Source organism: Paenibacillus puldeungensis, assembly GCF_042678945.1.
Taxonomy (GTDB): domain Bacteria; phylum Bacillota; class Bacilli; order Paenibacillales; family Paenibacillaceae; genus Fontibacillus; species Fontibacillus puldeungensis.
Map to the genome: position 1 here is coordinate 317,283 of NZ_JBHTLM010000004.1, position 21,102 is coordinate 338,384.

26 protein-coding genes are annotated in these 21,102 nt (G+C 46.2%); 24 read left to right on the forward strand and 2 right to left on the reverse strand.

The window, feature by feature from the left end; all coding sequences use genetic code 11:
- Positions 1–111: 111 nt before the first annotated feature.
- Entirely contained in the window at positions 112–1,023 is a 912-nt protein-coding gene (locus ACFQ3W_RS08395; RefSeq protein ID WP_379318546.1) for a hypothetical protein, read from the reverse strand.
- Positions 1,024–1,097: 74 nt separating this feature from the next.
- On the opposite strand from ACFQ3W_RS08395, the gene ACFQ3W_RS08400 reads away from it, so the two are divergent.
- Positions 1,098–1,691: a CPBP family intramembrane glutamic endopeptidase gene (locus ACFQ3W_RS08400; protein WP_379318548.1), complete on the forward strand. Its 594-nt coding sequence runs from the start codon at positions 1,098–1,100 to the stop codon at positions 1,689–1,691.
- A complete protein-coding gene (locus tag ACFQ3W_RS08405; RefSeq protein WP_379318550.1) occupies positions 1,688–2,047 on the forward strand; it encodes a hypothetical protein in 360 nt (119 codons plus the stop codon). The genes ACFQ3W_RS08400 and ACFQ3W_RS08405 overlap by 4 nt, the downstream gene beginning before the upstream one ends.
- Before the next feature lie 53 nt (positions 2,048–2,100).
- Here ACFQ3W_RS08405 and ACFQ3W_RS08410 read toward each other — a convergent pair whose 3' ends face one another.
- Positions 2,101–3,003: a polysaccharide deacetylase family protein gene (locus ACFQ3W_RS08410; protein ID WP_379318552.1), complete on the reverse strand. Its 903-nt coding sequence runs from the start codon at positions 3,001–3,003 to the stop codon at positions 2,101–2,103.
- Between the two features lie 96 nt (positions 3,004–3,099).
- On the opposite strand from ACFQ3W_RS08410, the gene ACFQ3W_RS08415 reads away from it, so the two are divergent.
- The 22 genes from ACFQ3W_RS08415 to ACFQ3W_RS08520 all read left to right on the forward strand — a co-directional run bounded on the left by ACFQ3W_RS08415 (position 3,100) and on the right by ACFQ3W_RS08520 (position 21,102).
- The gene (locus ACFQ3W_RS08415) at positions 3,100–3,486 is read left to right on the forward strand and encodes a hypothetical protein (RefSeq protein ID WP_379318554.1); all 387 of its coding nucleotides are present in this window, start codon (positions 3,100–3,102) and stop codon (positions 3,484–3,486) included.
- Between the two features lie 193 nt (positions 3,487–3,679).
- Entirely contained in the window at positions 3,680–4,300 is a 621-nt protein-coding gene (locus ACFQ3W_RS08420; RefSeq protein ID WP_379318556.1) for a genetic competence negative regulator, read from the forward strand.
- A gap of 84 nt (positions 4,301–4,384) precedes the next feature.
- Positions 4,385–5,074: a glutamic-type intramembrane protease PrsW gene (gene prsW / locus ACFQ3W_RS08425; RefSeq protein WP_379318558.1), complete on the forward strand. Its 690-nt coding sequence runs from the start codon at positions 4,385–4,387 to the stop codon at positions 5,072–5,074.
- A gap of 300 nt (positions 5,075–5,374) precedes the next feature.
- On the forward strand, positions 5,375–6,733 hold the full coding sequence (gene ypeB, locus ACFQ3W_RS08430; protein WP_379318560.1) for a germination protein YpeB: 1,359 nt from the start codon (positions 5,375–5,377) through the stop codon (positions 6,731–6,733).
- Between the two features lie 168 nt (positions 6,734–6,901).
- Complete coding sequence (locus ACFQ3W_RS08435; protein WP_379318562.1) at positions 6,902–7,555, forward strand: flagellar brake protein; 654 nt, start codon at positions 6,902–6,904, stop codon at positions 7,553–7,555.
- Positions 7,556–7,648: 93 nt separating this feature from the next.
- Positions 7,649–7,858 carry a hypothetical protein gene (locus tag ACFQ3W_RS08440; RefSeq protein WP_379318564.1) on the forward strand — a complete coding sequence of 70 codons (210 nt, stop codon included), beginning with the start codon at positions 7,649–7,651 and terminating at the stop codon, positions 7,856–7,858.
- A 115-nt stretch (positions 7,859–7,973) separates the two neighbouring features.
- Positions 7,974–8,681: a (d)CMP kinase gene (gene cmk, locus ACFQ3W_RS08445; protein ID WP_379318566.1), complete on the forward strand. Its 708-nt coding sequence runs from the start codon at positions 7,974–7,976 to the stop codon at positions 8,679–8,681.
- Positions 8,678–9,259 carry a lysophospholipid acyltransferase family protein gene (locus ACFQ3W_RS08450; RefSeq protein WP_379318568.1) on the forward strand — a complete coding sequence of 194 codons (582 nt, stop codon included), beginning with the start codon at positions 8,678–8,680 and terminating at the stop codon, positions 9,257–9,259. Before cmk ends, ACFQ3W_RS08450 begins: the two co-directional genes overlap by 4 nt.
- A 130-nt stretch (positions 9,260–9,389) precedes the next feature.
- Positions 9,390–10,625, forward strand: coding sequence for a 30S ribosomal protein S1 (rpsA, locus tag ACFQ3W_RS08455; protein WP_379318570.1), 1,236 nt, complete (start codon positions 9,390–9,392; stop codon positions 10,623–10,625).
- 233 nt (positions 10,626–10,858) lie between these two features.
- A complete protein-coding gene (gene der / locus ACFQ3W_RS08460; protein WP_379318572.1) occupies positions 10,859–12,181 on the forward strand; it encodes a ribosome biogenesis GTPase Der in 1,323 nt (440 codons plus the stop codon).
- 11 nt (positions 12,182–12,192) lie between these two features.
- Positions 12,193–12,804, forward strand: coding sequence for a glycerol-3-phosphate 1-O-acyltransferase PlsY (gene plsY / locus ACFQ3W_RS08465; protein WP_379318574.1), 612 nt, complete (start codon positions 12,193–12,195; stop codon positions 12,802–12,804).
- Positions 12,797–13,837: an NAD(P)H-dependent glycerol-3-phosphate dehydrogenase gene (locus ACFQ3W_RS08470; RefSeq protein ID WP_379318576.1), complete on the forward strand. Its 1,041-nt coding sequence runs from the start codon at positions 12,797–12,799 to the stop codon at positions 13,835–13,837. Before plsY ends, ACFQ3W_RS08470 begins: the two co-directional genes overlap by 8 nt.
- An 81-nt stretch (positions 13,838–13,918) precedes the next feature.
- On the forward strand, positions 13,919–14,191 hold the full coding sequence (locus tag ACFQ3W_RS08475; RefSeq protein WP_379318578.1) for a stage VI sporulation protein F: 273 nt from the start codon (positions 13,919–13,921) through the stop codon (positions 14,189–14,191).
- Positions 14,192–14,490: 299 nt separating this feature from the next.
- The gene (locus tag ACFQ3W_RS08480; RefSeq protein WP_379318580.1) at positions 14,491–14,670 is read left to right on the forward strand and encodes a DUF2768 family protein; all 180 of its coding nucleotides are present in this window, start codon (positions 14,491–14,493) and stop codon (positions 14,668–14,670) included.
- 64 nt (positions 14,671–14,734) lie between these two features.
- Complete coding sequence (locus tag ACFQ3W_RS08485; RefSeq protein ID WP_379318582.1) at positions 14,735–15,373, forward strand: hypothetical protein; 639 nt, start codon at positions 14,735–14,737, stop codon at positions 15,371–15,373.
- A gap of 14 nt (positions 15,374–15,387) precedes the next feature.
- Positions 15,388–15,735 (forward strand): 2Fe-2S iron-sulfur cluster-binding protein, encoded by a 348-nt coding sequence (locus tag ACFQ3W_RS08490; protein WP_379318584.1) that lies wholly within the window; start codon positions 15,388–15,390, stop codon positions 15,733–15,735.
- 52 nt (positions 15,736–15,787) lie between these two features.
- Positions 15,788–16,540 (forward strand): hypothetical protein, encoded by a 753-nt coding sequence (locus tag ACFQ3W_RS08495; RefSeq protein ID WP_379318586.1) that lies wholly within the window; start codon positions 15,788–15,790, stop codon positions 16,538–16,540.
- Between the two features lie 485 nt (positions 16,541–17,025).
- Positions 17,026–18,504: a stage IV sporulation protein A gene (gene spoIVA, locus ACFQ3W_RS08500; RefSeq protein ID WP_379318662.1), complete on the forward strand. Its 1,479-nt coding sequence runs from the start codon at positions 17,026–17,028 to the stop codon at positions 18,502–18,504.
- Positions 18,505–18,853: 349 nt separating this feature from the next.
- On the forward strand, positions 18,854–19,126 hold the full coding sequence (locus tag ACFQ3W_RS08505; protein WP_059043418.1) for an HU family DNA-binding protein: 273 nt from the start codon (positions 18,854–18,856) through the stop codon (positions 19,124–19,126).
- Positions 19,127–19,223: 97 nt separating this feature from the next.
- On the forward strand, positions 19,224–19,478 hold the full coding sequence (gene mtrB / locus ACFQ3W_RS08510) for a trp RNA-binding attenuation protein MtrB (RefSeq protein WP_379318589.1): 255 nt from the start codon (positions 19,224–19,226) through the stop codon (positions 19,476–19,478).
- A gap of 106 nt (positions 19,479–19,584) precedes the next feature.
- Positions 19,585–20,124, forward strand: coding sequence for a hypothetical protein (locus ACFQ3W_RS08515; RefSeq protein ID WP_379318591.1), 540 nt, complete (start codon positions 19,585–19,587; stop codon positions 20,122–20,124).
- A 129-nt stretch (positions 20,125–20,253) separates the two neighbouring features.
- Positions 20,254–21,102, forward strand: coding sequence for a heptaprenyl diphosphate synthase component 1 (locus ACFQ3W_RS08520; protein ID WP_379318593.1), 849 nt, complete (start codon positions 20,254–20,256; stop codon positions 21,100–21,102).

A 21,102-nucleotide genomic window follows, 5' to 3' on the forward strand; every position in this document is an offset into this window, starting at 1 on the left:
CAACACCCCGACATCATATAAAATTACATAAACACCGTGTCTGCCTAGCGCATATATGAGGGAAACTTGAATCCACCCTGTTTTTTAGTTATGATTTTGATAATGTCGAAATTAGTCTTCTGTAAAGAAAGGCAGTTCAGGTAAAGACTCGGAAGAGTAATAAGCTGACTTCCATTTGGAGAACTCTTTACCCTTGACAGCTTCAGTTTCTGTGAGAACTTTCACAATGGCGGGCACAGATTTAAGCTTCAAGGATTTTGCTTTTCCACTCTGAACCATTTGATCAATTTTGGCGGTAAGGTCCTGCGGGAGATAAGACACAAATAGCTTGTCATTCGTCATAATGTCAGTGACCATTTTGTTTTTAACGGAAAGTGAAAATTTTGACCATTCCTGAATTGATATATCGTTTCTGTAGCTAATGTTTGACGGAACATTGCTGTTCGTTTTGGCTGTCCATTTAAGGATGGAAGAATAGTATTTCTTTTGCGCCTGTAGACCGAATGATTTAGCATTTTTCGTGAAAGTATTACTTGCTAACATGTCGGCAATGGTTGAGCCGCTTAGATCGCCGGTTTTGACCTGACCGATGCTATCTTTGAACAGTTTTAGGCTTTTTAAGAAATCCGTCTGAGCTTCTTTCAGCAAGGGCGAGGAGTCGGGAATCGAATGGGCAGCTATTTGCTCATATTGCTTGTCAGCGGTTTGGCGGATTTCTTTAAGTTTGTCGTTAATTTCGGAATGAGACTTATTGCGGCTGATTTCGTCGACATAGGCCAGATAATCTTCTTTGAACTGTTGATAAGGCTGGAATACGATATAGTAGAATGTCACCAAATCCTGCTGCTGATACGAGACTGAGGTTTCGTCTTCAGGCGGAACCGTTTTTAAGTACGCATATTTTGCTTCCGTCTTATCCATTCCGATCCGAAGACCAAGGAAAAATGTACCAAAAGCTATGATGAGCGTAAAGAGAAATCCAATAATAAAAAGCAGTTCAACCCGGTTTTTTTTACGTTCCATGATAAGATGCTCCTAACCATTGTGATTTTGGGGGTAGTAGAATTAATAATAAAGGACAGGGTTTGACAAATACTATGAAAAAATTCAAAATCGGCAATGTGAAAATTCAAAAAGTCGATCCCAGTCAGCTTGATGATCGGTTGCTACTCATTAATTTATATTTGACACAAGGCCTTACTCTTTTTATCGGTTTGATCATTTTGTTTTTTCAGAAAAGAAATCCAATCGATTTGTTGTCTTTCCCGAAAAATATTCATTTTCTGTATTGGGGGGCTGGCTTGGCGGCGGTAATGTTCTTCGCAGACATGCTACTTTCCAAGTTTATCTCCGAAGAGAGCATGGACGACGGGGGGATTAATGCTTTACTATTCAGAGGCCGTCCTGTATGGCATATCTTCGTCATTTCGGCGGTGGTAGCCCTATGCGAGGAGCTGTTGTTTCGGGGAGCGATTCAGCATGCCTTTGGCCCTTATTGGACAAGCATATTATTTGCCGCTATTCACGTTAGGTATTTAAGGCATTGGATACCAACGGGATGGGTGTTTGCCAGCAGTTACGGCCTCGGTTTTATTTATTTACAAACAGGGACATTATGGACGCCAATATTGTGTCACTTTCTCATTGATTTAGTATCTGGGCTAGTGATTAAATTTCGGAGGGAGTCATGAACGAACGTTTGAGCCGATTAGATCGAAACGGTAGCCGGTCAGGCCGCCGCCATGGTAACCGTCGAGGATCTAAGGAGAATGCACAGAAACCTACAACTAGAGAAAATGAAAATCCCATGGAAGAGGCTGGAACGACCTACGAGATGCTCCAAGCTGAGTACAAATTGGACACAACGGTAGAGGGTGAGCCGGATATCGAGAAGCTGCCGACTCGCAAGGAAATGTTTCCTTCGCAGCGACTGAAGTTAACAAAGTGGTTTTATAACTCGCTTTTGTATATTTTTGTAATTATCATGATATTTCTGCTGTGGTGGGGACTCAGCGATTCACCGTGGGGTAAACGAAACGGATTGTAAACAAGGTTGCTCTTTTGAGCAACCTTGTTTGTTTCTCGTCTGAAATTCAAGGCTTATTTTACCATAGTCTCGGTTGCAGGACCGATAGTCAGGGGATCGACAAAGCTATAGCCTTTTGCTTCAAGTTTGGTAAGAAGATCGTCCAGCGCCTTAACCGTCCATGGAAGCTCATGCATTAGAATGTTGCTTCCGGGGTGAAGCTGATCCAAAACATTTTGAATGACGGCTTCGGGTTTGTTTTTGCTTTTCTTATCCCAATCCAAAGAACCGTTAGACCAGGTCGTATAAGTGAGCTCATTATCTTTAGCGATCTGGTGGGTTGTGTCATTTCCGGAGCCAAACGGGGGTCGGAAAAATTTCGGTGCCTCTCCGGTTGTATCCTTCACAATTTTTTGAACATCTTCAATCTGTTTACGCATTTTTGCTGCAGATTGTTTTTTTAAATCGATATGGTCCCAGCTATGATTTCCAATAATTTGACCTCGGTCGTAAATGAGCTTGAGCAGTTCCGGGTGCTCCTTAACCCGGTAACCGTTCACGAAAAATATCGCCTTTGCTCCGTGTTTATCAAGAGTGTCTATAAGGCCGTCGATCATTTCTTTCTCTTTCGGACCGTCGTCAAAAGTCAGCAGCACCACTTTTTTGTTGGTTTCTTTGTCATTTGGTACGACGTTATACGCTTTATTAAGATGATACAGCGGCTTGACTTCGGCTTCCGCCACCTTGGCGCTATCCTTGCCGGGGCTCTCCTCTTTAGAATCAGCTTGACCCTTGGTTGCCTGTTTCGCTTTTTCATTCGAGGTTGACTCCGGTGCTGCAGCCGCGGGGCTGGAAATGGAGCTTTTTTCTTGAGATTTCGTCGGGGAAGCGCTAGTAGGGGCTGAAGAATTTGACTGGCCGCATGAACTGAGGAGCACACAAGCGGCGGCGATGAGCAGGACTTTTTTGTTAAGCAAAGGGGTCATCTCTCTTTCCTGTATTTATGCCGCATGAGATGGCTAAAAACCGCGAACACTACAGTTGATTTTAACATATCTAAGGAGGTTTTTTGGGTGAAATCTTCCTCATTTTTCAGTGGGATGTTAATTGGGGCTGTAGCCGCGATATGGGCGTCCCGGCGTGGGTATGGAGTCATGTCCACACTGAATGGGGTAGGCTCTGCGCTTAACATGTCGGGGCTCTCCATGGGACGAAACCATCGCAGCGATGCTGATATGTCCAAAACATCGCAGCAGGGACCTAATACCGCAGCCAGTTCAAAGGTTAATGGGGCAGGGAATGCCCAGGTGTATCCCAGTTCGGTATCTCAGACAGATTCGAATCATTCGAAGGAATACCGTCTGAAGCAAATCACAGATTTCATCAAATCGAACGCGGATGTTCGCCGAGAAGTCGACGCCATTCTTAAAGAGACGCATACTGTTATTCCCGGACTTTAAGGAAGGAAGTTCCATATTAAGAATCATTTTCTGCTGGCTTGACAAGCGGCGGGAAATGATTCTTTTTTGTCTATTTTTATTGCGTGCATTTAGGGGGAATAAATGATAACATACATACAAAGAACCATTTCCAGCACACATTACAGCAGGTTTCATAATCTGTTATTACACGGCATAGAGAGGAGGATCCTGTATGAAGATAGAAAGACTTGGCCAGGATAAGATACGGATTTTCCTCACTTTTGACGATCTTAGCGAACGCGGTATTCAGAAAGAGGACATGTGGCAAGAAATTCCTAAAGTCCACGACCTGTTCACTGAAATGATGGATCAGGCTTATAATGAAGTGGGCTTTGACGCCACCGGACCTTTGGCTGTCGAAGTGTTCGCCCTTCCCGCTCAAGGAATGGTCGTTATAGTGACGCGCGGAAAGTACGATCACCATCATCACGGGATCGGATCGCCTTATGAGGATGAACTGCCGGAAGAAGTTTATGAGATGGAAGTGACGCTGGAACAAAGCGATACAATATTGTATTCGTTTGACGATTTTGAAAACCTGATCGAAGCAGCTCACGTTCTGCAGCCCATGCTTCAAAACGCCGGCAGACTGTATAAATACAATGGGAAATGGGTTCTTCAGCTAGAACCTGACGAGTTGGAAGAAGGAAAACATCCCGCATTGATTGCGGTGTTAGCCGAATTTGGCGAAGCTACCTCCGTAACCACGGCGATGCTAGAAGAGTATGGAAATCTCGTCATGGCTCAAAATGCCATCGAGGTCATTTGTAGCCATTTCAAACGTCAGGATTAATCTTTGAGCCAGGCGAAAGATGTGGTTTTGATTATGATACACAAGAGACAGGAACAGCGAGCGGCTAGTGAGGAGGGATAACCGTTGCTCTTTCTCTCGATTGCGACTGCAGCGGTGGCTCCCGGTATCGCTTTGCTAACCTATTTTTATCTCAAGGACAAGTATGATTCCGAACCACTGCATATGGTCATCAAAGTGTTTTTGCTAGGTTTTTTAATCGTTTTACCCGTTATGATCATTCAACGCGGACTAACGATCTGGCTGGGCGATGGTCCGCTCATAACGGCGTTTGGCATTTCTGCAGGCGTAGAAGAGGTATTGAAATGGTTTGTTCTGTTCCATATGATCTACAATCACACGGAGTTCGACGAACCCTATGATGGTATATTGTATGCAGCCGCTATTTCACTCGGATTTGCGACTGTGGAAAACGTCATTTATGCTTTTGCCAGTCACGCTTCCATTGGAGCTTTATTAGTTCGAGCACTTTTGCCGGTATCGGGACATGCGATGTTTGGTGTCATGATGGGGTATTATTTAGGCCGAGCTAAATTTTCCGATGGCTGGAGAAGTCGAAAGTTTTTGCTGTACTCCCTACTGATCCCGTTGTTCTGGCACGGGGTTTACGATTGGATATTAAACAACTTAACCCAATATTGGCTCTGGTATATCGTTCCTTTAATGGCTTTCCTATGGTATGGAGGAATAGGAAAGATGTATCGTGCCAATAACCGTTCGCCATTTCGTCTTACGAGCGCAAAGGGTCAAGACTAATCAGCAGCAAATTAGGGCATCCTATTTCTAGTTGATTTAGGCCGTGTTTACGGCTTGAAACTGGAAAGGGGTGCCTTTTTCATGCGCGTAAAGGTAAAGATAATATGCAAATCATGTGGAGAGCGATTTGTGCTTCGTGGAAAAAAAGAGCGGGGTCGCATAGAAACAGGATTCAAGCAATGCATATGCGACAATCGCAATGAATTTGAAATTGAGGAAGATGCTCCATTATAAATGCATAAAGTCCCTTTCTTCATGTCAAACTAAATTCAACCAGTTGAAGAAGGGAGAGCGTGACTGATGTATAAACGTTTGAGTGCTATATTATTTCCGGTTGCTACCGTGCTATTGATTGGTGCTCTGGTGTGGGGGTATCAAGAAAATCAGGAGAAAAACTCCATACTGATTAAAGCTGAAAACCAATACCAGCGTGCTTTTCACGATTTATCTTACCATGTCGATAAGCTCCATACAGAACTAGGGAATACGCTGGCGGTACATTCCGCCTCGACCGGATCGCAGCGCAAAGGGCTGGTCAATGTATGGCGCATCACGAGCGAGGCTCAGAATGAAATTAACCAGCTTCCACTGGCACTTTTGCCATTCAACAAGACCGAAGAGTTTCTGTCTAGAATTTCCAAGTTTTCTTACCAGGTGGCTGTACGTGATATGACCAAGCAGCCGCTCAGTGCGAACGAGGTAAAAAACTTGAACGAGCTATACAAAAGCTCCGCTCAAATATCGAAAGATTTGCAGGGAGTACAAAATAAAGTTATCAGTAACCGGCTTCGCTGGATGGATGTAGAGACAGCACTGGCTAGTGAGAGAGAGCCGCGGGACAATACAATTATAGACGGATTCAAAACCGTGGATAAACGGGTTGGTGAATATCCAGAGCTGGATTGGGGACCGTCGATTTCCAGCATGTACAATAAACGCTCGGTAAAAAAACTTAACGGCAAACCTACCACCATCCAGGATATTAAAGAGAAGACAGCTGCTTTCACGAACGTGAAGGATAGCAACGCTATCCAAGTGGTCGAAAACGGCCGCGGGACTGAATGGGCCTCCTACACGGCTAATGTGAAAGGAATGCACGACGGGGAATCATGGACTCTCGATTTTACCAGAAATGGCGGACATCTGATTTCGTATACCTACATTCGACCGATTGGGCCAAAAGCTGTAGATCATAAAACCGCAAGAGCGAGAGCAGATGAGTTTCTTGTAAATAAAGGGTATACCAATCTTACACCAATTACTTACGATGAGTTTGGAAATGAAGGTAATTTCACGTTTGTTAGCAAGCAAGGTGATGTACTGATTTACCCTGAAAAAGTTACACTTAGAGTAGCTTTGGATAATGGTCAGGTCACTGGTCTTCAGGCTAGCGATTACGTTTACGAGCATGGGAATCGGGCAAAAATCAAAGCTCCCAAATTGACGCTGCAGCAGGCTCGCAAGTTTTTAAATTCGGAGTATAAGGAGAAATACAACCGACTTGCTCTTATTGAGAACGATCAGTCGGACAAGGTGCTTACTTACGAGTTTGGCGGCTCAATCAATGGTTCACAATACCGGATATACATTAATGCTGAGAACGGAAATGAAGAGATTGTTGAAGAGGTACGGAGCAACGGAAACGCTGTTCAATCCTAAAAAAAGTCTGTATACCTGTTTTCGTAAAGATAGCGTGAGCATGAGGGCTTATCTGCCCAACAGCTTGCGCTAATTTATTGTTATGCAAAATTCCATCACAACGCTCCCTACGACATGCTATAATCAGATAGTAATTAGCTAGACAACCATAATAGGGCGGTGGGGAACTTGTTTCCTAAAGTGAACGATCTCGTATACATTCAGGTGGCTACCTCGGATAAACCAGATGAGAAAAAGGAATGTAAATCGCGGATCGCGGACGTAGAAGAAGAATCATTTTTGATTGAAGTGCCAATTGAGAGCGGTAGCGGGCGCATGAAGAAGCTATACATCGGTGACGAACTTTCTGTCTATTTTTTAACCGAGGCCGGGATAAAAAACTATTTTAATACATATGTGCTTGGGTTTGCAGACGATGTTGTACAATTGGTTAGAATTCGTAAACCTGAGCCAGAGTCGATCACGAAAATCCAGCGGCGGCATTTTTTGCGCGTGATTGCTGAACTGGAAATCGCTATTAAGATGAAAGACGGTAACCAGTTTGTAACGTATACGGAAGATGTCAGCGGCGGCGGTGTTTCTTTCACTTACCAAGGGCACTTCAAGGTGGTCCAGGGTGAACAACTGTTTTGCTGGCTGTTGATTCCGTATAAGAACGGAACTATTGAACATGTTCCATTCGAAGCCGAGGTTGTACGCATCAAGAAGCTTGATACAGGACGACTTATGGTTATGCTGAAATTTATCAGCATTTCCGATATGGAGCGTCAGAAGATTATTCGCTATTGCTTTGAACGACAATTTGACTTCAGAGATCGTTAAAGTCCGGCTAATCGGTTCTTTGCTTCCAAATTTGGGCAAGCTGATATTACAGTAGCCTCGTAGACCCATATTGGAAAAAAAGGAGATTGCGCGATGAGTCATGCTAAGGATGATGAAGTCTTTACTTCTTTGTTTATACAATTTTCCAATCGTGCTGAAAGGTGGATGAAACGAGCTCTTCTCGGGCTGCTTGCGGCTCTTTGCCTGTTTCAATTAGCATTGCGTGTACCGGAGCTTCGCCACTTCCTTTCTTCGGCTGATAAACATGAAGGCGTACAGATTCACCGGAATATCGGCGGCTAAATAAGGCCGAACCGATCTTTATCTTTTGCATCCCCTTGCTATCTGTGGTATAATTTTCACGTTGCAGGCAATGCCTGCTTTTTTCTTGAGAAAGTGTTTGAGGAGGAATGCCCCTTTGGCAAGCATGGCGTCAACAGCTCAAGATAAGATCAACATCGCGATCGACGGTCCTGCTGGGGCAGGTAAGAGCACGATTGCCAGAATGGTAGCTGGCAGACTGTCATACGTCTACGTCGATACCGGCGCGATGTATAGGGCAGCAACTTGGTATTTCCAGAAGCTAGGCGTAAGTCCGGATGAAGTGGATAAGATATTGCAAATCGTGCCTGATCTGGACATTGACTTGTTACCCGGCGAACATGGACAACAGGTGTGGGTTAACGGTGCTGAGGTAACGGACGAAATTCGTTCTCTAGCAGTTAACGCAATGGTATCCCGATATGCGCAAATCGAGGGGCTGCGGAGCAGACTTGTCTCTCTTCAGCGGCAAATGGCTTTGCGCAAAGGCGTCGTCATGGACGGGCGTGATATCGGGACAACGGTGCTTCCTGATGCTGAGGTCAAGATCTATATGATCGCAAGCGTAGAAGAACGGGCGCACCGGAGATACAAGGAAATGAAAGAACATAACCAAATTACGTTTGAACAGCTTGTACGCGATATAGCTGAACGGGATCGTCTTGATCAGGAAAGGGAAATATCACCTCTACGTCAGGCGACGGATGCAATTCTGATGGATACAACGGAAATGACCCTTGATGAAGTGACCGAACGTATTGTTTCCTTGTGCAGAACCTATGGAAGTGAGCGAGAGCAAAGATGATTTACAATTTTTGTCGTAGTGTACTGCGCATTATCTACAAAGTGCTATTCCGTTTGGAGGCTATCGGATCAGAGCATGTTCCGAAAGAAGGCGGCGTCCTTCTCTGCTCCAATCATCTTAGTTTATTGGACCCTCCAACTATCGGTATCTTGCTGAAACGTAAAGTGCACTTTATGGCTAAGAAGGAATTATTCGATGTCTTTGGTTTTGGCTGGCTGATTAAAGAACTCGGAGCATTTCCTGTTAAACGTGGAGGCGTAAGCAAAGAGTCTATCAAAACATCGCTAACGCTGCTTCGTACGGGGCATGTGATGGGGATTTTTCCGGAAGGAACTCGAAACAAGGGCGACGAGGGAGGCATCGGAAAGAGAGGAGCTGCTACGTTTGCTCTTCGGAGCGATGCGTCAGTTGTTCCGGTTGCCATTATCGGCCATTATAAAATGTTCAAGAAAATGAAGGTTGTCTATGGGCCGCCCGTTGATCTGACGGAGTTTAAAGAGTCCGGTGTGCCGGATGCAGCCGAGAAAGCGACCGAGAAAATCATGTCCGCGATTGCAGAACTTAAGAAGAACAGCTAATTGTTACTCTTAGAACTGATTTATGCATGAAGGTAGGGGACATTTGGAAAGCTATATGACAGAACTAGTTTTGAACTTCGCATCAAGCGGGTTTAAATAAATGGGTAGTTGAATTGAGGAGGTTATTGACATGTCGGAAGAAACAAAAAATGTTCAGGAAGCTGCGGAAGTGGCGAACCAGGAAGAGATGGAACAAATCGTTTCCTTGAAAAAAGGGGACACCGTCAAAGGAACGATTGTCAAAATCGAGGACAACCAAGCTTACGTAAGCATTGGATATAAATATGACGGTGTAATTCCTATTCGCGAACTGTCCTCTGTTCATCTGGACAACGCTTCTGACGCCGTTCAGGTTGGCCAAGAAGTGGAAACGAAAGTCGTTAGCATTGACGACGAAAAAGAACGTCTCGTTCTTTCCAAACGTGCGATCGATAGCGAAAACGCTTGGGATGAGCTGGCTAAACGTTTTGAAAGCCAAGAAACGTTCGAGGTTACCGTTGCTGACGTTGTAAAAGGCGGCATCGTAGCGGACGTAGGCGTTCGCGGTTTCATTCCGGCATCGATGGTTGAACGTCATTTTGTCGAAGATTTCAGCGATTACAAAGGGCGTACTCTTCGCGTCAAAGTCAAAGAGATTGACCGCGAGAACAATAAGGTCATCCTTTCCCAAAAAGACGTTTTAGACGAGGAATTCGAGGCAAACAAACTTAAAGTAATGGCTGAATTGAAAGAAGGCCAAGTTCTTGAAGGAACTGTTCAACGCTTGACCCAATTCGGAGCATTTGTTGATGTAGGCGGAGTTGACGGACTTGTTCACGTCTCTGAAATCGCTTGGACCCATGTGGACAAACCGGCAGACGTCCTCTCCGAAGGCGATAAAGTGAAAGTGAAAGTACTCAAAGTTGATCCGGAAAAAGGAAAAATTAGCTTAAGTATTAAAGCAGCTCTTCCAGGTCCTTGGGATACTGCAGCTGAGCAGTTCCACGTTGGGGATATCGTGAGTGGCGAAGTAAAACGTCTTGTCAATTTCGGCGCTTTCGTGGAAATCGCGCCAGGTGTTGAAGGACTTGTTCATATCTCTCAAATTTCGCATAAACACATCGGCACTCCACATGAAGTGCTGAAGGAAGGCCAAACCGTTCAAGTTAAGGTACTGGACGTGAATTCTTCCGAAAAACGGGTAAGCCTTAGCATCAAGGAAACCGAAGAAGCACCGGCTCCGACGCCGAAGGCTGAAAAACCATCTAAAGGCGGTTCTGTAAGAAAAGAAGATTTGGGCGACAACCCGAATGTTTCACTTAGCAATCAAGGTCTTAGCATCACGCTTGGAGAGCGCTTCGGCGATCAACTGAGCAAATTGAAATAAGCCGGATTTAGAGGCTCGAACATCGGCGAACCCTGAAGAGACGGGTTCGCCGATTTTGTTGTGTAATACTTGGCTGGATGGGCTCGACCCGTTAGCCTTTTAAACATTTTTTTGCTATGATGATTAACGTGTATCGTAACGAAAATAAGGATAACTTTATATATATAGGCTTAAATATTTGTGGTTCATCAAACAGTTTATGTATGTATAGATAGCAATTAGGAGGTATGTGTATGGCAAGACCCGTAGTGGCTATTGTCGGCAGGCCTAATGTGGGGAAATCTACGATTTTTAACCGCATTATCGGCGACCGGTTAGCCATTGTCGAAGATAAGCCGGGGGTAACCCGGGATCGGATTTATGGGACTTCGGAATGGAACGGCAAGCCCTTCAGCATTATTGACACTGGTGGTATCGAATTGGATGACGAAGAACCAATTTTGAAATCGATTCGTATGCAGGCAGAGCTTGCTATCGAAGAGGCGGACGTGATCGTGTTTATGTGCGATGCTAAAGCCGGAGTCACTTCGTCGGATGAGGAAGTGGCTAATATACTCTACCGCTCGGGCAAACCGATCGTAGTGGCCGTGAATAAAGTGGACAACATTGGTCGGACCGACAACATCTATGAATTTTACAATTTGGGTTTTGGGGATCCGATTGGCATCTCAGGCAGCCATGGAACAGGGATTGGCGACCTGCTTGACGCGATCGTCGACAATTTGCCAGAGCTTGCAGAGGAAGAATATGATGAGGACATCATTAAAGTTGCCTTGATCGGTCGGCCAAACGTCGGAAAATCTTCTCTGGTGAATGCCATTTTGGGGGAAGAACGAGTTATTGTTAGCGATATCGCAGGAACGACTCGTGACGCGATCGATACGCCTTTCGAAAAGGACGGACAGCGTTATGTTCTTATCGATACGGCCGGGATGCGTAAGCGTGGTAAAGTGTATGAAACGACTGAGAAGTACAGTGTCATGCGGGCCATGAAAGCTATTGAGCGCGCTGATGTTGTCCTCGTGTTAATCAATGGTGAAGAAGGAATTATTGAGCAGGACAAGCACATCGCTGGTTACGCCTATGAGGCTGGGAAGGCTTCGATTTTTGTGGTAAATAAGTGGGATGTGGTTGAGAAGGACGATAAAACAATGCACCAGTTTGAGCAGAAGATCCGTGACCACTTCCTGTTCATGACCTATGCGCCAATCGTTTTTCTTTCCGCGAAAACAAAGCAACGGCTGCATAAGCTTCTTCCTGTTGTTCAACATGTGGCGGATCAACATACCAAACGTGTTCAGACGCATCTTCTTAATGACGTCGTATCTGACGCGATTGCGATCAATCCTCCACCCACGGACAAAGGCCGGCGACTTCGGATCAACTATGTGACTCAGGTAGCTGTTAAGCCACCGACCATCGTCATCTTCGTAAATGATCCGGAATTGATGCATTTCTCCTATGAACGCTATTTGGAGAATAAGATTCGGGCAGCATTCGATTTCGAAGGCACACCGATCCGTTTGTTTACGCGGCGCAAGTCTGATGAAGGTTAGGGGAGAATAAAGTGATTTTACCCGTAATAGCTGTTGTAGTGTGTTATTTGCTAGGATCTGTCAGCTTTAGCGTTGTTCTCGCAAAAGCACTGAAGGGCATTGACATTCGTCAGCATGGCAGCGGAAACGCTGGGGCAACGAATACGCTGCGAGTGCTTGGCAAAGGGCCAGCTATCCTCGTATTGGCACTTGACGTTATAAAAGGGATTGCAGCAGTTTGGATTGGACGCTGGCTAGGAGGCAATGCCGAGTGGACTACTGCGCTTTGCGGTATCGCGGCGATTGTGGGCCATAACTGGCCGCTTTATTTCCATTTTCGCGGTGGTAAAGGCATCGCCACAACGATCGGAGTAATGGCGACACTGGTTTTCTTTCCGGCACTATATGCCGGCATCATTGCGATAGCCTCTATTTTCCTTACGCGTTACGTTTCGCTCGGCTCATTGATTTTCGTATTTTTGACGCCGATCTTTCTTATGGTCTCTGGCGAATTTGGCCCATATTTCTGGACGAGTTTGATTATCTGCGTATTCGCCTTCTGGAGACATCGCACAAACATCGTTAAAATAATACATGGGAAGGAAAATAAGCTGGGAGCAAAGGGAGGAAATCGCGTTGTCTGAAAAAGCTGCTGTGTTGGTTGCGGGCAGTTGGGGAACGGCGCTCGCTAGTGTGCTCGCCGACAAGAACATGGAAGTTGCTTTGTGGACGCACAATGAAGCTCAAAAGGATGAGATTAACACAAAACACCGGAATGAGCGGTTTCTACCGGGTGTGGACTTGTCAAACCGTATGGTGGCTACAACCGATATGGAAGCGGCGGTTTCGGGTGCCAAAGCGGTTGTGATGGTGGCTCCTTCATCGGCAGTTCGTGAGGTAGCCCGTACACTAAAACCGCATTGGCATGAGGATATGCTGGTCGTGCATGCCACCAAAGGTTTTGAAACCGAAACCCTGAAGCGAATTTCAACCGTGATTGCTGAGGAGCTTGGCTGTGACGAAGAGCGGATCGTCGTATTATCCGGACCTAGCCACGCAGAGGAAGTGGTGAAGCGCTGCCCGACTACGGTTGTGGTTGCCTCCCAAGAGGAGAAACAAGCGGATTTAGCGCAGGATTTGTTCATGAACCCATATTTTCGCGTATATACGAACCGGGATATGGTTGGTGTTGAACTTGCGGGGGCTTTGAAGAATATCATTGCGCTTGGTGCTGGTATGTCAGACGGTCTTGGTTATGGTGATAATGCCAAAGCTGCTTTGCTGACACGCGGGCTCGCCGAGATAACGCGAATCGGTGTGGAGATGGGAGCGAACCCCTTAACTTTTGCAGGCCTTGCTGGAATCGGTGACCTTGTTGTAACGGCAACAAGCCGGCATAGCCGGAATTGGCGTGCCGGATTTATGCTCGGTGAGGGCAAACCGCTAAATGAGGTTCTAAGCTCGATGGGCATGGTCGTAGAAGGTATTCGAACCACAAAGGCAGCCCATACGATTTCCGAAAAATATCAGGTGCAAATGCCGATTGCTACCCAGCTATACCATGTGTTGTTTGAAGGGCTCGACCCGAGAACGGCCGTTGAGGCACTTATGGGACGCGACCGGAAAACAGAGATGGAAGTCATGTCTCTGGAAACTTGGGAGCAGTGGCACACCTAAGCCCGATTTGGATAGACTCACTCACCTTTTATACCGCCTCCTCATACATATGTTGGAGAGGACAGCGGAGGAGGCGAAAGAATGAGCAAAATATCCAAAGAGGCCCTGAACGCCATCAATAAAAAAGCTGGCAAAAATATTTCAGAAGGCTCTGTTAAGAAGTTGGCCGGCACTGTAAAACCATCAACTCTGCATAGCGAAGCTGAATTACGGAAGCTGATCAAGCAAGTGTCTGCGATGGCTAAGGTGCCTGTAACGGAAAGCACGATTTCTGAAATCGTCAACGCCGTGAAAAAAAGCGGTATGAATCCGTCCAATATGGAAGCTTTAATGAAAATGATGATAAAAAAATAGACTGGGCTAAAGATGGGCTCTGCGGCGATGAAGCTGCAGGGCCTTTGTTTATAAGAAAAGAATTTTTAGAACGGACGGAGATGATTCACTTCGGACAATGAAAAAAGTGGAAGGGCTTCTCAAAGTAGAACAGAAGAGGGAATGGGTATGGGGTGAAATCCCATACCCATCCCTCCAATGTAGAAGTCAAAGCCATTTCTGAGAACGCCATCAGGCGTTTTTAAGGGCTCATAGCCTAAAATGCTGGAAAATGCTATAATATGGATCATATTATTTCAAAAAATAGGAGAATGACGCTGATGGATGCAATGACGAAAATGTGGCTATCGATCGCTGCCGTTCTGATTATGGGACTTTCCGTTTTTTTGATTACGTTTGCACGTACCAAAACTAAAGGAGTCATCAAAGGGATTTTATCGCTGCTTGCGTTCATCATTATGTTGACAGGATTTCTGACTGGTCTTGTTTCCATTACATAGGTGGTCTTTCTTTTACAAATAGACTGGCTTATGATGGGAACAGAAAGTGAGGGAATCATAAAGCATGAAAGATAAATTGACGAATAATTATCCCGAATTAATTGATGCCTTAAAAGTGCTCTCGTCCTACTGGAAAGAGGATGCCGGTAAATGGCTGCTGGGTGGGAGCTGCAGTTTGTGGCTGCGGGGCGTAAAATTGGCGGCTGCACCAAGAGATATAGACGTCTATGCCGATCCTGAGGAATCTAAAATTCTACATAAGCGGTTAAGTGAAGTAGCTACAGACGAGCCTCGTCTGGATCAGAGTGGGTTTTACACGTCCCTGCTCAGCCATTACCAATGCGGTGGGCTCACGATCGAATTGGTTGGCGGATTTGAAATCAGATCTCAGGGTGCTTTTTACCGGACGGAAGTCACTGAGGTGCTTAGCGAGTATTCTTCCATTCATCGGCTGGATGACGCGGAGGTTCATCTCATGCCGCTTGCGCATGAATTTGTATTTAACATGCTTCGAGGGCGTCCGGATCGTTATTTAGCCATCGCCGAAGTGATTCGTAGGGAGCCGGATCGTCATTTGCCACTACTTTCCGTACTTTTGCGGCGTAACGAATGGACTGCCGATATCGTCGCCAAAATGGCCGAAGTACTTGATCGCCCCCTTTTGTCTCAACCGTGGCGTGAGCATCGTCCGAGTGAGGATTAAGGGGGAGACAACATATGGAGGTACAAATAACTTTTTTACCGGAGGGCAAAACCGTCAAGGTTAGACCGGGGACGACTGTGTTACGCGCAGCTCGTGAAGCGCGAATCCATATTGCCACTCGTTGCGGGGGGACTGCCGGCTGTCTTATGTGTAAGGTCCAAGTGGATGAACCATATGCCGCAGCTCTAACGCCTCCCACCGATTCAGAGCGACGTAAGCTCGGCCCGCTCCTAGAACAAGGAACCAGGCTATCATGTCAGGCGAAAATTGTAGGGCAAGCTCAAGTAAAGCTGCCTGAGGATCCGCTCAAGGCTGCGATACGTAAACAACTAGCGAAAGAGGAAGATGACAGCCTCTGGTAATGTAAACGCTATGGTTTTTTTAGAAAACACCGGTAAAGGATGATTGAAATCGATGGTTCCACAAGCATTCAAGGGACAGGGGGCTCGGCTAGTCGGCCGTTTTGCACTTGTCTGGAGCCTTATTGCTTTGCTTTCGGGCTGTATGTATCAGGAACAGGCTCTTCAACAAGCTCCTATGTCCTATGCCGAAAGTGTTGACCGGGTACAGCGGGCTCTGGATCGGTTCCAGTCAGAACAAGGGATACTCCCGATCTATACAGCTGGACCGGAAACGCCGCGGTATGAGAAGTTCCGCATTGATCTCGGCAAGATGAAGCAAATGGGATTTTTAGATGAGATTCCGAAGGCCGCTTTCGAGGAAGGTGGCGGCGTTTATTTTCTCGTCATTAATGAGGAAATCGACCCTATGGTGAAAGTGCTTGATTTGGTTACAGTTCAAAAAGTAAACGACGTGCAGCGGCGGGTAGATCTTTTTCGCTCCTCGCATGGCGGAAAACTGCCGGGGCAAGGCGGCGCTGAGACCTATTCAGGACTATTCAAGGTGGACTTGTCGCAGATCCAGGCCAAGGATAATGAGCAGACAAGCGTATATTCTGGTCAGTCCCTTCCTTACTTGATGGATGCTCAGGGGAAAGTATATGTGGATTACGCATTTGACATCATGCAGATCATTGATCAATCTAAGACAACCCCTAAGCAGGATATGGACTTACGGGAGCTGCTAATCGAATACTCTGCTTATGTGCCTGTTAAGTCGCTGCCATATCATTATATTGATGGTGCACCGGTGCCTATGCTTGATTGATCTGATGAGTAGACTAGCTTGATAGTTTAAATACACAAATTGTAACTTAAACGAAAGAAATGTGATTGCTTATTAACAGTAACCTGGCGGTTAGAATCCGCTAGGTTTTTTTTATACATAATTTCAGCGTAACTATAGGGCTAGCACGTCATATTTTGCGGGCTAGAATCATATAGATGGAGTATGGCGGATAAATGTGCGCCTTGTTCGGGGCGAATCAGCGGTTTGGAAAAAAAGTGGGCTCGGACGGTTAAATCCGTCATAATTCCGCATCTGGTACATAAGATGTTACTAGTCCAAATGCATGTACGAGTTAACGCCGCTTCGTTCAGGTTCCTCCAAAAAGGCTTGCAGCGGCGGATACGGGGAAGAGGAGCTGCCGCTCCTGCCGTAGCAGTGATGATGAAAAATATGGTGAATAACGAAGCGGATGCTCGGAGAGCATTTTTCCTTCGGTGAAATTTGAGGAGGGGATATCATTGGTATTGGAGAAAGTGGACATTTTTAAGGACATTGCCGAACGTACCGGAGGAGACATCTATCTAGGTGTTGTTGGGGCAGTCCGCACCGGGAAATCGACTTTTATTAAACGCTTCATGGAGACTGTCGTTCTCCCGAACATTGCAAATGAAGCAGATCGTCAACGCGCAGTGGATGAACTTCCTCAAAGTGCGGCTGGCAAAACGATCATGACGACCGAACCGAAGTTTGTACCGAACAACGCGGTTCAAATCAAGGTGGCAGATGGTCTGGATGTTAATGTAAGGCTCGTAGATTGCGTAGGCTACGCTGTCGATGGTGCAAAAGGTTACGAGGATGAGAATGGACCGCGTATGATCTCAACACCTTGGTTTGAGGAACCGATCCCGTTCCAGGAAGCCGCTGAGATCGGCACACGGAAAGTTATCCAAGAGCACTCTACTCTTGGTGTGGTCGTCACAACGGACGGGACGATTGCCGATATCCCAAGATACTCCTATGTAGAATCAGAAGAACGTGTTATCGCAGAATTGAAAGAGGTCGGCAAACCGTTTGTTCTCGTCATTAACTCCACGCACCCAAACAGCGAAGAAACCTTGCAGCTCCGCGGTGAGCTTGCAGCAAAATACGACATCCCCGTCATTACGCTAAGTGCTGCGACGATGACGGAAGAGGATGTAACCGGTGTGCTGCGAGAAGTGCTGTTTGAGTTCCCTGTACACGAAGTGAATGTCAATCTACCTAGCTGGGTCATGGTGCTGAATGAGAATCACTGGCTCCGCAGTAATTATGAGAACTCTGTCCGCGATACGGTGAAGGATATCCGCAGGCTGCGTGATGTTGACCGTGTCGTCGGAAATTTCATGGAATACGATTTTATTGACCGGGCTGGTCTTAGTGGTCTGAATATGGGCCAAGGTGTAGCGGAAATTGATTTGTACGCACCGGACGATTTGTATGACCAGATTCTGATGGAAGTCGTTGGCGTAGAAATTCGCGGTAAAGATCACTTGCTGCAGCTCATGCAGGAATTTACGCATGCCAAGCGGGAATATGACCGTTTTGCCGAAGCACTCGAAATGGTCAAAACAACCGGTTACGGCATTGCCGCTCCTACCTTGGCTGAGATGGCGCTGGATGAGCCTGAGTTGATTCGTCAGGGCTCCAGATTTGGAGTAAGGCTGAAAGCAACGGCTCCGTCAATTCATATGATTCGCGTTGATGTAGAGTCGGAGTTTGCCCCGATTATTGGCACCGAGAAGCAGAGTGAAGAGCTGGTCCGTTATTTGATGCAGGACTTTGAGAACGATCCGATCAAAATTTGGGAATCTGATATCTTCGGGCGTTCGCTTCACTCTATCGTAAGAGAGGGCATCCAAGGCAAAATTGCGATGATGCCTGACAATGCCCGCTACAAACTGCAGGAAACGCTTGGTCGAATCATCAATGAAGGTTCTGGCGGCTTGATCGCTATCATCCTTTAAGAGAAACGCCCTAGTAAATTGAAGCTTACTATAGCAATTCCTCCTCAATAACCGTGCGTGTGCCGAAATGGCCGCGTGCGGTTGTTTCATTTATCGATTGGATTCCTTTAAATAAATGGACCGTAATATGTGCATTTTGTAAAAAGTAGGCTCAAAACACTTAAATAACTTGAAATTATGCATGGGCTGTATTACTATAAATTTGTTCCGCGCCCCTAAAGAAGCGGGAAAATAGCTTTTTTCGGGGGGATTTGTACGTATTGCGTACGATAATAACGTATATTCTGCGGTAAAACGGAAACACAGAATATCAAGTGGTGTTATTTCCTTAGTAGGGAGGTGAATCAAGATGAACAAATCCGACTTGATTTCTCAAGTAGCAGAAAGCACGGAGTTGTCCAAGAAAGATGCTACGAAAGCAGTTGATGCCGTTTTCGAAGCTATTTCCGAGGCACTTCAGAACGGAGATAAAGTTCAACTGGTCGGCTTCGGTAACTTTGAAGTCCGCGAGCGTTCCGCCCGTAAAGGCCGTAACCCGCAAACCGGAGAGGAAATCGAAATCCCTGCGAGCAAAATCCCTGCATTTAAACCAGGTAAAGCGCTCAAAGACGGAATTAAATAAAGATTTCTACATATCTTCCGTGCAAAAGTCCGTGGGCTGTCGTTCACGGCTTTTTCTTTTAATCAAGAAAGCTAATAAGAGGGGAAGAACGCCAACTATGGAGAATCAGCAGTATGCAGGCGTAGGAGAACAAGGTGCATCAAGTGGCGATTATTTCGTTGTAAAGGCTAAAGAACAAGGAGTTACCGTCATTGGATTAACCCGGGGGAAGGACACCCGATTCCACCATACGGAGAAATTGGATAAAGGCGAAGTGCTGATCGCGCAATTTACAGATCATACTTCCGCAGTGAAGGTTCGAGGCAAAGCTATCGTATATACGAAGCACGGTATCATAGACACGGAAGAATGATTTTTTAAATTGCAGGCATAGCCTGCTTTTTTTCTTTGTACAATGGGGTATAAGTATACTAGGGCTACAAAAAGCATCATCTCCAAATATAAAGGGGGATTGCCCCATGAAGCATAAATTGATGATCCAGGTGTTCATCCTAACGCTCCTCTGTGCGCCGGTTATGGCGTCATTATCATGGTTTGGCGAAAAAATCGGAAAGCCCGCACATGTGTCGGCCGTTTTTGCGGGTGGGAAGCCTCCCGAACTGACGAGCGACAATCTTGTAGATGGTTTGCAGGCGCTTGATCTTCCTGTCCCGATCGCCCGGGTTGATTTATCTCGCGGCATTTTATCCGTTGATTTAAAGGTAACCGAGGACAACTTTGATGCCGAGCTCATTTATGAAGGAATGGCCGAAATGATTTCCTTTGCTTTTGATCGAACGAGCAATGTGGATCAGCTGCTGCTGCGGCTACTGGCCGAGGACCGGTGGCTTGGGACAAAATATTTACTTCTGGCGGCCGATATCCGCCGGGATGAATGGCCTGCTGAGGCGATGTCGCAGCTTCGTTCGGTGGGGAACGTGGAGCTACCAGACACGCTGCGCCAGCGCCTTAGGGTGACGGAAACGCATCTATGGAAGAAGCAATTCAATCAGGAATAGATACGAAGCAACTGTGCGCAGTGAAAAAACATGTGCTATAATAGACAAGATTGTGACATATTTTTTAAATTCAAAATGGCAAGTACAGCGGCACGGAGGCAAAGGATGAGACCTTATCGCATAACAGAAATGGCAAATAAATATGTCGCCTATGACATGATTTCAGCATACACGGCGCTTCCGGAGTATCCGGTGCCCCGTGTTCGTTTGCTTTATACCTTTTTGAACGACCGCGAGGCTTCAAATCCAGGATCTGCAGAAACTTGTGCGTTAGCCGCCTTCCTCGTTCAGCTTGGCATGGATACCCATGACTTGGTTGGGCTCGGGGAAGAGATGGACGATGAAACATTATCCATGCGATCACGGCAATTGAAGGTACTCGCCGGGGATTATTTTAGCGGAGTGTTCTATGATCTGCTTGCTAAGACGGGAGAAATCGGGATGGTATCGGCCATGAGCGCAGCCATCTGCGAAGTAAACAGGCTCAAAGTAGAACTATATACCAAATTGAAGCAGATGCTTCTACCGGCTGAGGAGTATTTAAAAGAGTGCGTCCATGTAAAAATGGGACTTTTTCTTTCTTTCTCCCAGCTGCTGGACAAGTCGATGCAAAATATTTGGAGCCTATTACTTGCCGAACTGAGCCGCTGTGAAGTCATGCTTGACGAGATCAAATCGAGCAGTGAACTACCGCATCACCGCCAAGGATATGCTTTCTTAAAAATTATGGAGACCGGTTCCCGCGAAGATAGAGAAACCCTTTCCGGGCGTAAGCTTGGGGAGCGGGAGTGGACCTTACTGCTAGTGAAATACAATGTCAAGGAGCAGCTAGTGGCTATGCTTCGCCAATCGGTCGATCGCGTCCAAGCGCTGCTGCATGATTGCAAGAAGGAATCGGCCCGTGTGGAAATTAAGGCGATTCTAGAACCGTTTATCGCTATGATCTCGCCGGCACGCCGATCCGTGCAGGAAGGGTAG

What these genes read in the sequence shown, in the direction of transcription:
- ACFQ3W_RS08420 (WP_379318556.1), top strand. Translation starts at nt 3,680, where the DNA reads ATGAAGATAGAAAGACTTGGCCAGGATAAGATACGGATTTTCCTCACT.
- ACFQ3W_RS08495 (WP_379318586.1), top strand. Translation starts at nt 15,788, where the DNA reads ATGGTTCCACAAGCATTCAAGGGACAGGGGGCTCGGCTAGTCGGCCGT.
- ACFQ3W_RS08480 (WP_379318580.1), top strand. Translation starts at nt 14,491, where the DNA reads ATGGATGCAATGACGAAAATGTGGCTATCGATCGCTGCCGTTCTGATT.
- ACFQ3W_RS08395 (WP_379318546.1), bottom strand. Translation starts at nt 1,023, where the DNA reads ATGGAACGTAAAAAAAACCGGGTTGAACTGCTTTTTATTATTGGATTT.
- ACFQ3W_RS08450 (WP_379318568.1), top strand. Translation starts at nt 8,678, where the DNA reads ATGATTTACAATTTTTGTCGTAGTGTACTGCGCATTATCTACAAAGTG.
- mtrB (WP_379318589.1), top strand. Translation starts at nt 19,224, where the DNA reads ATGGAGAATCAGCAGTATGCAGGCGTAGGAGAACAAGGTGCATCAAGT.
- ACFQ3W_RS08485 (WP_379318582.1), top strand. Translation starts at nt 14,735, where the DNA reads ATGAAAGATAAATTGACGAATAATTATCCCGAATTAATTGATGCCTTA.
- ACFQ3W_RS08515 (WP_379318591.1), top strand. Translation starts at nt 19,585, where the DNA reads ATGAAGCATAAATTGATGATCCAGGTGTTCATCCTAACGCTCCTCTGT.
- ACFQ3W_RS08405 (WP_379318550.1), top strand. Translation starts at nt 1,688, where the DNA reads ATGAACGAACGTTTGAGCCGATTAGATCGAAACGGTAGCCGGTCAGGC.
- der (WP_379318572.1), top strand. Translation starts at nt 10,859, where the DNA reads ATGGCAAGACCCGTAGTGGCTATTGTCGGCAGGCCTAATGTGGGGAAA.
- rpsA (WP_379318570.1), top strand. Translation starts at nt 9,390, where the DNA reads ATGTCGGAAGAAACAAAAAATGTTCAGGAAGCTGCGGAAGTGGCGAAC.
- ACFQ3W_RS08490 (WP_379318584.1), top strand. Translation starts at nt 15,388, where the DNA reads ATGGAGGTACAAATAACTTTTTTACCGGAGGGCAAAACCGTCAAGGTT.
- ACFQ3W_RS08440 (WP_379318564.1), top strand. Translation starts at nt 7,649, where the DNA reads ATGAGTCATGCTAAGGATGATGAAGTCTTTACTTCTTTGTTTATACAA.
- ACFQ3W_RS08475 (WP_379318578.1), top strand. Translation starts at nt 13,919, where the DNA reads ATGAGCAAAATATCCAAAGAGGCCCTGAACGCCATCAATAAAAAAGCT.
- ACFQ3W_RS08505 (WP_059043418.1), top strand. Translation starts at nt 18,854, where the DNA reads ATGAACAAATCCGACTTGATTTCTCAAGTAGCAGAAAGCACGGAGTTG.
- ypeB (WP_379318560.1), top strand. Translation starts at nt 5,375, where the DNA reads ATGTATAAACGTTTGAGTGCTATATTATTTCCGGTTGCTACCGTGCTA.
- ACFQ3W_RS08520 (WP_379318593.1), top strand. Translation starts at nt 20,254, where the DNA reads ATGGCAAATAAATATGTCGCCTATGACATGATTTCAGCATACACGGCG.
- ACFQ3W_RS08400 (WP_379318548.1), top strand. Translation starts at nt 1,098, where the DNA reads ATGAAAAAATTCAAAATCGGCAATGTGAAAATTCAAAAAGTCGATCCC.